At 71.3% G+C, this 11,133-nt stretch carries 12 protein-coding genes; 3 read left to right on the top strand and 9 right to left on the bottom strand.

Annotation, left to right across the window (positions count from 1 at the left end; all coding sequences use genetic code 11):
• The first annotated feature begins 263 nt into the window (after positions 1-263).
• A complete protein-coding gene (locus PROKR_RS16160; RefSeq protein ID WP_036964605.1) occupies positions 264-1,313 on the top strand; it encodes an LLM class F420-dependent oxidoreductase in 1,050 nt (349 codons plus the stop codon).
• 30 nt (positions 1,314-1,343) lie between these two features.
• On the opposite strand, the gene PROKR_RS16155 is transcribed toward PROKR_RS16160, so the two are convergent.
• The 4 genes from PROKR_RS16155 to glmS all read right to left on the bottom strand — a co-directional run bounded on the left by PROKR_RS16155 (position 1,344) and on the right by glmS (position 5,208).
• A complete protein-coding gene (locus tag PROKR_RS16155; RefSeq protein ID WP_036964604.1) occupies positions 1,344-1,694 on the bottom strand; it encodes a holo-ACP synthase in 351 nt (116 codons plus the stop codon).
• Positions 1,695-2,028: 334 nt separating this feature from the next.
• Positions 2,029-2,859, bottom strand: a complete 831-nt coding sequence (locus PROKR_RS16150) for an alpha/beta fold hydrolase (RefSeq protein ID WP_245605846.1) — start codon at positions 2,857-2,859, stop codon at positions 2,029-2,031.
• 45 nt (positions 2,860-2,904) lie between these two features.
• Entirely contained in the window at positions 2,905-3,273 is a 369-nt protein-coding gene (locus tag PROKR_RS16145; protein WP_036964603.1) for a nucleoside triphosphate pyrophosphohydrolase family protein, read from the bottom strand.
• A gap of 33 nt (positions 3,274-3,306) precedes the next feature.
• Positions 3,307-5,208, bottom strand: a complete 1,902-nt coding sequence (gene glmS, locus PROKR_RS16140) for a glutamine--fructose-6-phosphate transaminase (isomerizing) (protein ID WP_036964601.1) — start codon at positions 5,206-5,208, stop codon at positions 3,307-3,309.
• Between the two features lie 122 nt (positions 5,209-5,330).
• Between glmS and coaA the strand changes: the two genes are divergently transcribed.
• Positions 5,331-6,326, top strand: coding sequence for a type I pantothenate kinase (gene coaA, locus PROKR_RS16135; RefSeq protein ID WP_051433040.1), 996 nt, complete (start codon positions 5,331-5,333; stop codon positions 6,324-6,326).
• Between the two features lie 4 nt (positions 6,327-6,330).
• Here the strand turns inward: coaA and PROKR_RS16130 are convergent, their stop codons facing one another.
• The 4 genes from PROKR_RS16130 to rplM all read right to left on the bottom strand — a co-directional run bounded on the left by PROKR_RS16130 (position 6,331) and on the right by rplM (position 9,719).
• Positions 6,331-7,080 (bottom strand): DedA family protein, encoded by a 750-nt coding sequence (locus PROKR_RS16130; protein WP_051433039.1) that lies wholly within the window; start codon positions 7,078-7,080, stop codon positions 6,331-6,333.
• Positions 7,081-7,233: 153 nt separating this feature from the next.
• Positions 7,234-8,598, bottom strand: coding sequence for a phosphoglucosamine mutase (gene glmM / locus PROKR_RS16125; RefSeq protein WP_020016147.1), 1,365 nt, complete (start codon positions 8,596-8,598; stop codon positions 7,234-7,236).
• A gap of 142 nt (positions 8,599-8,740) precedes the next feature.
• Positions 8,741-9,226 (bottom strand): 30S ribosomal protein S9, encoded by a 486-nt coding sequence (rpsI, locus tag PROKR_RS16120; RefSeq protein WP_036964600.1) that lies wholly within the window; start codon positions 9,224-9,226, stop codon positions 8,741-8,743.
• A 43-nt stretch (positions 9,227-9,269) separates the two neighbouring features.
• A complete protein-coding gene (gene rplM / locus PROKR_RS16115; RefSeq protein WP_020016145.1) occupies positions 9,270-9,719 on the bottom strand; it encodes a 50S ribosomal protein L13 in 450 nt (149 codons plus the stop codon).
• Positions 9,720-10,015: 296 nt separating this feature from the next.
• On the opposite strand from rplM, the gene PROKR_RS16110 reads away from it, so the two are divergent.
• Positions 10,016-10,441 carry a DUF5709 domain-containing protein gene (locus tag PROKR_RS16110; RefSeq protein WP_036964599.1) on the top strand — a complete coding sequence of 142 codons (426 nt, stop codon included), beginning with the start codon at positions 10,016-10,018 and terminating at the stop codon, positions 10,439-10,441.
• A gap of 126 nt (positions 10,442-10,567) precedes the next feature.
• Here PROKR_RS16110 and PROKR_RS16105 read toward each other — a convergent pair.
• The coding region (locus PROKR_RS16105; RefSeq protein WP_036964598.1) for a tRNA pseudouridine synthase A at positions 10,568-11,133 on the bottom strand (566 nt) is incomplete at its 5' end.

Genomic DNA, 11,133 nt, shown 5'->3' with positions numbered 1-11,133 from the left:
CGGCCGGCCGGGCGGGTCGCACGGCTCCCGGCAGGGCGGGCCGCCACCTCCCGGAGCACCGCCTGGGCGAGCGCGTACGCCGCCCTGGCCATGAGCGGCACGCCCGCGGCGATCAGCGGCTCCTCGGCCTTTCGTATCTCGTCGGAACTCCACGCGTCTTTCACAGCCCCATCCTGCCGCGTCTGCCGGCACCCGAGGTACCGAAACCCGACAATTTCGACCACCCCTCCCCTGGGCGAACTCCGTCGGCATAGGGTCGGTCCATGCGATTCGGACTCTTCATCCCGCAGGGCTGGCGCTTCGACCTGGTCGACGTCGAGCCCGCCGACCAGTGGGCCACCATGCTCTCCCTCGTTCACCGCGCCGAGAACCAGGCCGCGGGCGAGGCCGTCCCCGGCGGCGAGTTCGCCTGGGAGTCGGCCTGGGTGTACGACCACTTCCACACCACGCCCGAGCCGTCGACCGAGGCCACGCACGAGGCGTGGTCCCTGATGGCAGCGTTCGCGGCGGCGACCCAGCGCATCCGCCTGGGCCAGATGTGCACCTGCATGGCCTACCGGGAGCCGACCTACCTGGCGAAGGTCGCCTCGACGATCGACACGATCTCCGGCGGCCGCATCGAGATGGGCATCGGGGCCGGATGGTACGAGCACGAGTGGCGCGCCTACGGCTACGGCTTCCCGACGGCGGGCGAGCGCCTGCGCGCGCTCGACGAGGGCGTGCAGATCATGTCGAGCATGTGGCGCACGGGCTCCTCGGGAACGTTCGAGGGCAAGCGCTACCAGGTCGACGGCGCGCTCTGCTACCCGCAGCCCCTGCAGCAGCTCCCGGTGGGCGTCGGCGGCGCCGAGGTCCCGTCCATCCCGCTGTGGATCGCGGGCGGCGGCGAGCGCAAGACGCTGCGCATCGCCGCGCAGCACGCCCAGTACACCAACTTTGACGGGTCGCCCGAGGGCTTCGCCCACAAGTCGGGTGTGCTCGAGGCACACTGCAAGGACGTGGGGCGGGACTTCGGCGAGATCACGCGGTCCACGAACTACAACGTGGTGATCGGCGAGAACGACGCCGAGGTCGCCGAGCGGCTGGACTGGATCGAGGCGCACCTGCGCAAGTCGGTGCCCGGCAAGGCGGACCGCGAGATCACGAACTGGCGGGGCGGGCTCCTGGTCGGCACGCCGGAGCAGATCGTCGAGCGGCTGCAGGGCATGGGCTCGCGCGGCCTGGAGTACGCGATCACGTACTTCCAGGAGGCGGCCTACGACACCAGCGGCCTGGAGCTCTTCGAGAAGCAGGTCATCCCCGAGCTCCAGTGACCCGGCCGCGGTTCTCTCTCGCGGGAGTGCTCAGCCCTCCGCGATCACCATGGCGGACGCGATCCCGGCGTCGTGCGAGATCGTGATGTGCCACGTGCGTACCCCGAGCTCGGCGGCGCGGGCGGCGACGGTGCCGCTCGCGTCGATCCGGGGCGGGCCGCCCACCGTGCGGTGCACCGTGACGTCGTGCCACCGCAGGTTGCCCGGGGCGCCGAGCGACTTGGCGATGGCCTCCTTCGCTGCGAACCGAGCGGCCAGGGACGCCGCCGGCAGCTCCCGCTCGACCTCGGTGAACAGCTTCTCCCGCAGCCGGGGCGTGCGATCGAGGGTCTCCATGAACCGGTCCACGTCGACCACGTCGATGCCGGTGCCGATGATCATGGGCACAGCCTAGATCCCGCGTCGGCCACGCCCCGGCCTCGGACAGCTTCGGGTGGACAAAACCGCAGGTCAGCCGCTTTACAGTGGGGTCTTGCGAGGGATGCCCGTTTTGAGGCACCATACCCTCGTAATGCAAAGGTAAAGGTGGCACCTGCTCCGTACCGGCAGGGCGCCACCTTTCGCGCGTAGGAGGTTGCCATGCCGGAGGACGACGACAAGCTCCCCTTCCCCGTGATCATGGTCGCCGTCTTCGGCATCGTGATCGCCGCGATCGTCACGCTGCTGGTGTTCGTCGCAGTGTCGAACTGATCGCCGTCGCCCGAGGCGCCCCGGTTCAGACCGGGGTCGCCTCCTCCACACGGTCCAGCCACTCGCCCGCCAGCGCCTCGAACAGTCCGCGCTGCTCGATGTCCAGGGCGTGGCCCGCCCGGTCCAGCACGGCGAAGGTCGCCCGCGGGTAGCGCTCCACCAGGTCCCACGCGTCGCGGTAGCCCGTGGTCGAGTCCTGGCGGCCCACGAGGATCAGGACCGGCTTGCCGAACGGCGCCGGTTCCACGGGGAACGTCCCGGCGTAGCTCGCCTCGATCCGCGCGACCGCCTCGGGATCGGCCGCGGAGAGCCCCGGGTCCACCTCCTGGCGTGCCCGCTCCCAGGTCTCCTCGGTCTGCACCACCAGCACCTCCTCCGCGTCGAGCACCTCGGCGCCCACCCGGGCCAGCAGCGCGGGCTCGCGCACGAGCACCTGTCGCTCCGGGACGTGCCGCAGCCCGTGGCGCGGCTCGACCACCGTCACGACGGCGGCGAGCCCGGCCACGCGGTCCGGGTCGGCCGCGGCCAGCCCTCGCGCGAGATACCCGCCGTACGACTGCCCGACCACCACGTAGTCGCCGTCGGGTACCAGGGCCCGGACGGCGCCGCGCAGGATCCGGAAGACGTCGTCGGTGCTCGCCACGGCGGGCGCCGTCGTACGGCCCATGCCCGGCAGGTCCACGTAGACGCGGCGCCAGCCCGCGCGCTCCGCGAAGACCGGCTCGAACGCGCCGGTCATGAGCCGGTGGTCCACCGGGAACCCGTGGACCAGCACCGCCGTGCGCACCCCGCCGCCGGACGGCGGCCCGTGCTCCACGTAGTGCACCTGGACCCCGTCGACCTCCACGTACGCCACGGGCGCTCCTCTCCTGGGGCCAGGGCGGCCCGTCCGGATCAGACCCTAGACGGGACCACCGACATCGGGACCCACGTCCCGGATCCCCGCCGTGTCCTCCGGCCGGACCAGGTGCTGCCACCGGAACCACTTGCGGTCCAGCTCCTCGGCGAGATCCACGTCGAACCGCCGGGCCACGAGCAGCAGCTGCCCCAGCGCGTCCGCGACCTCGCCGCGGAACGCTTCCCGCACCTCGTCGTCGGTCAGGCCGCGGTCGCGCGAGCGGCCGGACAGGTTGAGGAACGCCTGGGTGAGCTCCCCGATCTCCTCGTGGAGCTTGAGCAGGAGCCAGTCGTCGGTTCGTTCCAGTCCGTGGATGCGGGCGTAGGCCCGGCTGATGATCTCGACCTCGTCGGAGAGCTTCTGAAGTTCCACGCCGACGAGCGTGCCACAGCCGGGCCCGCGTCCTTACTCGACCGTGACCGACTTGGCGAGGTTGCGCGGCTGGTCCACGTCCAGGCCCTTCGCGGTGGCGAGCGCCATCGCGAAGATCTGCAGCGGCACCACGGCCAGCAGCGGCTGGAGCAGCGTGGGCGCCTGCGGGATCCAGAAGATCTCGTCGGCGTACTTGCGCACCTCGTCGTCGCCGTCCTCCGCGATCACGAGGGTCCGGGCGCCGCGCGCCCGGATCTCCTGGATGTTGGAGATGACCTTCGAGTGCAGGGAGTCGCGTCCGCGGGGCGAGGGCACCACGACGAACACGGGCTGCCCGTCGTCGATCAGGGCGATCGGGCCGTGCTTCAGCTCGCCGGCGGCGAAGCCCTCGGCGTGGATGTACGCGAGCTCCTTGAGCTTGAGCGCGCCCTCCAGCGCCACCGGGAAGCCGACGTGCCGCCCCAGGAACAGCACCTTGTCGGACTTCTCCATGGACCGGGCGGTGGCCCGCACGTACTCGCCGCGCTCGATGACCGTCTGGATCTTGCGCGGCATGGCCCGCAGCTCGTCGAGCAGCGTGGCGATCTCGTCGGGGAACTTGTTGCCGCGCAGCTGGGCGAGGTACAGGCCCAGCACGTAGGCGGCGGTGATCTGCGCGAGGAATGCCTTGGTGGATGCGACTGCGATCTCGGGGCCGGCGTGCGTGTAGAGCACGGCGTCCGACTCGCGCGGGATCGTGGAGCCGTGGGTGTTGACGATCGAGATCACCTTGGCGCCCTGCTCGCGCGCGTGCCGCACGGCCATCAGGGTGTCCATGGTCTCGCCGGACTGCGTGACGGCGACCACGAGGGTGCGCTCGTCGACGATCGGGTCGCGGTAGCGGAACTCGTGCGCCAGCTCGACCTCGACGGGGATGCGGCACCAGTGCTCGATCGCGTACTTCGCCACGTGCCCGGAGTAGGCGGCGGTACCGCACGCGATGACGATGATCTTGTTCACGGCGCGCAGGATCGACTCGTCGATGCGCAGGTCGTCCAGCACGAGCGCGCCCGCGGCGTCGGTCCGGCCGAGCAGCGTGTCGGCCACGGCCTGCGGCTGGTCGTGGATCTCCTTGTCCATGAAGGAGTCGAAACCGCCCTTCTCGGCGGCCGCGGCGTCCCAGTCCACGGTGTAGCGCTTGGCCTCGGCGGGCTTGCCGTCGAAGTCGGTCACGGCCACCGACGTGGGCGTGATGGTCACGACCTGGTCCTGACCCAGCTCCAGGGCCTCCTTGGTGTACGCGATGAACGCGGCGACGTCGGAGCCCAGGAAGTTCTCTCCCTCGCCGAGCCCCACCACCAGCGGGGAGTCGTGCCGGGCGCCCACCACGGTCTCGGGGGCGTCGGCGTGCACGGCGAGCAGCGTGAAGGTGCCCTCCAGGCGGCCGGCGGCGGCGGTCATGGCGGCCGTCAGGTCGCCCGTCTCGCGGTACGCCTTGGCCACGAGGTGGGCGGCCACCTCGGTGTCGGTCTCGGAGCGGAAGACCACGCCGTCGGCCAGCAGCTCGGCCTTGAGCTGCGCGAAGTTCTCGACGATGCCGTTGTGGATGACGGCGAGCCGGTCGCCGTCGGCCAGGTGCGGGTGGGCGTTCGCGTCGGTGGGGCCGCCGTGCGTTGCCCAGCGGGTGTGCCCGATGGCGGCGGTCGCCTCCGGGAGCGGGTCCTGGTCGAGCGCCTCGATCAGGTTGGCGAGCTTGCCCGACTTCTTGGCCCACGCGACCCCGTCCAGGCCGGGCGCGACGAGCGCCACGCCCGCCGAGTCGTAGCCGCGGTACTCGAGGCGGCGGAGCCCCTCGATGGCCACGTCAAGGGGCGTGCCCGACGGCGAGGCCGCGCCCGAGGCGATGCCGTCCGCGATTGACGCAGCTGTTCCGGTGTAACCGACGATCCCACACATGCGGGCGAGTCTAAACGAGCGTTCAGGTGCGCCCCCATGACTGGGCTCACAGGGCCGGTATCTCACCCCTGAGACCGCCTCAGGCCCCGGGCGACACAGATCCGTGCCGCGGGTGGGGCACAATGCTGCAGGTGGTTTCACAGTTCTCGACGACGGACCTCGGGGAGCACCTGCTCGCCCTCGCCCCGTCCTCGCCCTACGTGGATCTCGACCGGGCGGCCTGGAGCCGCCTGTCGGCATCCACCCCGCTGCCGCTGACCGACGACGACGTCGAGCGCCTGCGCGGACTCGGTGACCCGATCGACCTCGCCGAGGTCGACGCGATCTACCGCCCTCTGTCGCGACTGCTCAACCTCTACGTGCAGGCCACCGGCGGCCTGCACGACGCGACCTCGACCTTCCTGCACGAGGACCCGCCCCGCACCCCCTACGTGATCGGCGTGGCCGGCTCGGTGGCCGTCGGCAAGTCGACGACGGCGCGCGTGCTGCGCGAGATGCTCGCCCGCTGGCCCGAGACGCCGCGCGTCGAGCTCATCACGACCGACGGGTTCCTCTACCCGAACGCGGAGCTCGAACGCCGGGGCCTGATGGAGCGCAAGGGCTTCCCGGAGTCGTACGACCGGCGCGCCCTGATCAGGTTCCTGTCCCGGATCAAGGCCGGCCAGTCCGAGGTGCGGGCCCCCGTGTACTCGCACGTGATCTACGACATCGTGCCCGAGCTGGAGGTCGTGGTGCGCAAGCCCGACGTGCTCATCGTCGAGGGCCTGAACGTGCTGCAGCCGGCGCGCCCGTCCGCCGTCGACGAGTCGACCGTCGCGGTGAGCGACTTCTTCGACTTCTCGATCTACGTGGACGCCCGCACCCGGAACATCCGGCAGTGGTACGTGGAACGGTTCCTGGAGCTGCGCCGCACGGCGTTCACCAAGCCGGACTCCTACTTCAAGCGGTACGCGTCGCTCTCCGACCAGGAGGCCACGGACAAGGCCCTGTCGATCTGGGAGTCGATCAACGCGCCGAACCTGGAGAAGAACATCCTGCCGACGCGCGGCCGCGCCACGCTGGTACTCACCAAGGGCTCGGACCACGCGGTGCAGCGGGTCCGGCTTCGCAAGCTCTAGCGGCTCACCGCTCGTTCGCGGACCGGTCCGCGTCGTCGACCCGGTGGACGTACTCACGGACCATCTCGGTGGCGCCCGCCGGGACGACGACCTTCTCGCCGTCCGGGCCGGCCTCGCCGTCCGCGTCCTCGTCGAGGTGCCGGTGGGAGAACCAGCCCACGACCTTGTCCACGATGAAGCCCATCGCGACACCCAGCACGACACCGATCACGATCGCCAGCAGCGGCTCGTGCCCGAGCCACTGGGCCGCTACCAGGCCGATGCCCGCGGAGTACAGGGCCCACATGACCGCCGCGATCGCGGCGATGAACATGAACCTGCGCCGCGGGTAGCCGACGGCGCCCGCCGTCATGTTCACGGCCACGCGGCCGATCGGCACGTAGCGCGCCGCGAGGATGAAGGACGCGCCGCGGCGGGTCAGCGCCCGCTCCGCCCAGTCCACGGCCCGGCGGCCCCGGGCCGAGCGCAGGAACGGGACACGGTCCGTGCCGATCATCTTGCCGATCTGGTACGCGATCTGGTCCCCCACCCAGGCGCCGGCCGCCGCCGCGATCAGCACCAGCCACATCCAGGGCGTGCCGGTGCTGTGCGCCGACACGGTCAGCGTGATGACCACGGACTCGCTCGGCAGCGGCGGGAAGAACCCGTCGATCGTCGCGAAGGCGAACATGGCCGGGTAGATCCACGGCGAGGCGGCCATCGCGAGGATCCAGGCCTCGGTGGCGCTCAGGACGGTGGAGATGAGTTCGAGCACGGGACCTCGGAGAGTCTCGGCCGGGCACTACCCGGGGGCGGAGGAGGGCACCTCATAGTGCCTACTGCCAGAGTACGCAAGGGGGCCCCCTGAAACGCATCAGGGGACCCCCTGGTACAACCCCGCTTCCCAAGGTTTCACGGGCCGTTCACGTCAGAGCGCGAGCCGCTCCCGCACGACGGCGGCGAGGTCCTCCGCGACCTTGTCCGCCTCGTCCTGCGCCGGGGCCTCGACCATGACGCGGACCAGCGGCTCCGTGCCCGACTGCCGCAGGAGCACCCGGCCGGTGTCGCCGAGGCGCGCGGTCGCGTCAGCCACCGCGGACTGCACACCCTCGTCCGTGCCGGCACGCGACTTGTCCACGCCGCGAACGTTGACGAGCGTCTGCGGCAGACGCTCGATCTCACCCGCAAGATCACCCAGGCGCTTGCCCGACGCCTTGACCCGGGCCGCGAGGTGGAGCGCCGACAGGACGCCGTCGCCGGTGGTGGCGTGCTCGGCCAGGATGATGTGCCCCGACTGCTCACCACCCAGGCCGTAGCCCTTGGCGCGCATCTCCTCCAGCACGTACCGGTCGCCGACGGCGGTCTGCACCGTCGTGATGCCCCGCTCCCGCATCGCGAGGATCAGGCCCAGGTTGCTCATCACCGTGACGACGAGGGTGTCGCCCGGCAGGCGACCCTCCTCCTTGAGCGCGGTGGCCAGGATGCCGAGGATCTGGTCGCCGTCCACGATCTTGCCGGTGTGGTCGACGGCGAGGCAGCGGTCGGCGTCGCCGTCGAACGCGACGCCGAAGTCGGCCTCCGAGGCCACGACGACGGCCTGCAGCTGCTCCGGGTGCGTCGAGCCGCACTTCTCGTTGATGTTCCGGCCGTCCGGGCTGGCGTTCATCACCACGACGTCCGCGCCCGCGGCGCGCAGCGCCTCCGGGCCGACCTCGCTCGCCGCGCCGTTCGCGCAGTCCAGCGCGATGCGCAGGCCCTCGAGCGGCCGGTGGTCCGGGGTGGTGCCGACGCTGTCCGTCAGGTGCCGCACGTAGCGCTCGGCGGCCGCCTGGCCGTCGGTACGGATGCGGCCGACGTCGGCGCCCGTCGGGCGCTCCCAGTCGTCCCCGAGCGTCGCCTGGATGGCGTCCTCGACGGCGTCGTCGAGCTTGAGCCCACCCCGGGCGAAGAACTTGATGCCGTTGTCAGGCATCGGGTTGTGCGAGGCGGAGACCATGACGCCGAGGTCGGCCTCCAGCTCCGTCACGAGGTACGCCAGCGCGGGCGTCGGCAGCACGTTCAGCATCACCACGTCCACGCCCGCGGACGCCAGTCCAGCGGCGACCGCCCCGGCCAGGAACTCGCCCGATGCCCGCGTGTCCCGCCCGACGACGGCCCGCGGTCGCGGGCCCAGCAGCTCACCCTGCGCGGTCAGGACCCGCGCCGCCGCGGCGCCCAGCTCCAGTGCCAGCTCCGCGGTGATGTCCTTGTTGGCGAGGCCCCGAACTCCGTCGGTGCCGAACAGCCTGCCCATGCACGTTCTCCTCAGCTCGTTCCCGATCCCACCGTAGTGGGCGCCGGCGGGTGCCGGTTCCGCTCCCTGCCCCTGCAAAAGCAGGTGGCCCCGCTGAACAGTTCGACACTGTCCGGCGGGGCCACCCGGCCAAGCGCTCTGATCAGCGCTTGGAGTACTGCGGAGCCTTGCGGGCCTTCTTGAGACCGGCCTTCTTGCGCTCGACCTTGCGGTCGTCACGCGTGAGGAAGCCGGCCTTCTTGAGCTCGGCGCGGTTCGCGTCCTCGTCGATGGCGTTCAGCGCACGGGCGATGCCCAGGCGCAGCGCACCGGCCTGACCCGACGTGCCGCCACCCGTGATACGGGCGATGACGTCGAAGCGGCCCTCGACCTCGACCAGGTTCAGCGGCGAGTTGACCAGCTGCTGGTGCACCTTGTTCGGGAAGTAGTCCTCGAGGGTGCGGCCGTTGATCTTCCAGGTGCCGGTGCCGGGGACGAGGCGCACGCGCGCCACGGCCTCCTTGCGGCGCCCGAGGGCCTGGCCCGGGGCGGTGATGGACGAACCGCGCGTCGCCGGCGCGGCAGTCTCGGTGGTGTAGTTGCTGGGCGCCTCGGCGCCCTGCTCGAATTCGACGGTGGTCTCGGCCACTGTGATGTCCTCGCGTCCTTCGCGTTGCGATCCGGCAGCGGCCTCAGGCCTGCTGCGAAACCTGGGTGATCTCGAACGGCTTGGCCTGCTGCGCCGTGTGCGGGTGCTCAGAGCCTGCGTAGACCTTCAGGTGGGTCATCTGCGTCCGACCGAGCGAGGTCTTGGGGATCATGCCGCGCACGGCCTTCTCGATGGCGCGCTCCGGCTTGGTGTCCAGGAGCTCGCCGTACGGGGTGGCCGTGAGACCGCCCGGGTAGCCCGAGTGGCGGTAAGCCAGCTTGGTCTCGCGCTTGTTGCCGCTCAGCGCGACCTTGTCCGCGTTGATGACGATGACGAAGTCACCGCCGTCGACGTGCGGGGCGAAGGTCGGCTTGTGCTTCCCGCGCAGCAGGGTTGCGACCTGGCTTGCCAGGCGGCCCAGGACGACGTCGGTCGCGTCGACGACGTACCAGTCGCGCTGGACGTCGCCGGGCTTGGGGGTGTACGTACGCACGGTTCGTAACCTTTTCGTTTGCGGTGTCGTCGGGCGAGAAGCGGCGCCCGATGAGTCAGATCGTTGTGCGCGGGGGTCAGAATGACGTCCGGGCCGGTCGTCGGCACTCGAGTGGGCTCGGTGCCGACGCAGGACGTCGTGACAAAGCACAACGACTCGTTAGGGTACCTGGCAGTTTCCCCGGGGGTCAAAGCGTAGGCGCACCACGGCGCCGTTCCCGGGCATGAGGTTCGCCACGTCGGTACTCCGGCCCCGGCACTCTGGCGTCTGCGCCGAACTGGTGTCACGGTAGGACCATGACCGAGGAAACCCCAGCCACCATGCCTGGACCGGACGGTATCGCCGAGGGCGACACCGACCAGCTCCCGACCGAGGACACCCTGTACAGCCGTGGTCCCAAGGACTTCCTCGACGAGGGCTACTCCCCGCCGGACCGCCCGCGCTCGAACCACTGGGGCGAGACCTCGTGGGAGGAGCGGCAGGGCGAGCCGATGGACCAGCGCCTCAGCGAGGAGGAGCCGGACGTCTGGCAGGACGACCCGCTCGACCGTGCTGACACGTCGCGCGCGGGCCGGCTCGTCTCCGACCCCGACGCCGACCCCGGGAGCTACGCGGCCGAGGACGGCAACCGCGAGAACGATCTGTACGGCACCGACGCGGGCATCGACGGCGCGGGCGCGAGCGCCGAGGAGGCCGCGGTCCACTGGGTCGAGGAGCCGTGACCGGAGCGCAGCGCAGGGTGGGGGCCGCAGCGCAGCAAGGCACTCGCCCGTAGCGCCGGCACATCCGCTGGTCGAGCTTGTCGAGACCCTGGTGCGGTCCCGACAAGCTCGACCAGCGGTTCTGCTCTACCCCGGCGGGGCAGCCACCTGCTCGTCCCAGACGTCCTCGTCCATCCGCTTCGCCTTGACCGCCTCGGCCCGGGCCGCGAGCTCGGCGTCCGCCGGGTAGCTGATCTCCTCCAGGCACAACCCCTCGGGCGGCACCACGAGGACGCCGGCCTCCCGCCGCCGGCTCGCCAGGAGGTCGGCCGGCCAGCTCACCGGACGGCGCCCCTCCCCCACCGCGATCGACGCCCCGACGAGCGCGCGCACCATGTTGTGGCAGAACGCGTCGGCCACGACGTGCGCCACCACGAGCCCGGCGTCCGGCCCGTCGACGGGCCGCTCCCAGGCCATGCGCTGCAGCTCCCGGATGGTCGTCGCCCCAGGCCGCGGCTTGCAGTACGCGGCGAAGTCGCGCACCCCCGTCAGCGGGCGGACCGCGGCGTCCATGGCGTCGGCGTCCAGCGGCTTGCGGGTCCACAGCACGTGGCTGCGGCGCAGCGGGTCGCGCAGCGCGACGTCGTCGGCGATCCGGTAGGTGTAGCGGCGGCGCAGCGCTGAGAAGCGCGCGTCGAAGCCCGCGGGCGCGG

Source organism: Promicromonospora kroppenstedtii DSM 19349, from assembly GCF_000515355.1.
GTDB classification, from domain to species: Bacteria; Actinomycetota; Actinomycetes; order Actinomycetales; family Cellulomonadaceae; genus Promicromonospora; species Promicromonospora kroppenstedtii.
This window is presented reverse-complemented; position numbering and strand designations above follow the sequence as displayed.

What these genes read in the sequence shown, in the direction of transcription:
- glmM (WP_020016147.1), bottom strand. Translation starts at nt 8,598, where the DNA reads ATGGGCAGGCTGTTCGGCACCGACGGAGTTCGGGGCCTCGCCAACAAG.
- glmS (WP_036964601.1), bottom strand. Translation starts at nt 5,208, where the DNA reads ATGTGTGGGATCGTCGGTTACACCGGAACAGCTGCGTCAATCGCGGAC.
- coaA (WP_051433040.1), top strand. Translation starts at nt 5,331, where the DNA reads ATGCTGCAGGTGGTTTCACAGTTCTCGACGACGGACCTCGGGGAGCAC.
- PROKR_RS16160 (WP_036964605.1), top strand. Translation starts at nt 264, where the DNA reads ATGCGATTCGGACTCTTCATCCCGCAGGGCTGGCGCTTCGACCTGGTC.
- PROKR_RS16155 (WP_036964604.1), bottom strand. Translation starts at nt 1,694, where the DNA reads ATGATCATCGGCACCGGCATCGACGTGGTCGACGTGGACCGGTTCATG.
- PROKR_RS16110 (WP_036964599.1), top strand. Translation starts at nt 10,016, where the DNA reads ATGACCGAGGAAACCCCAGCCACCATGCCTGGACCGGACGGTATCGCC.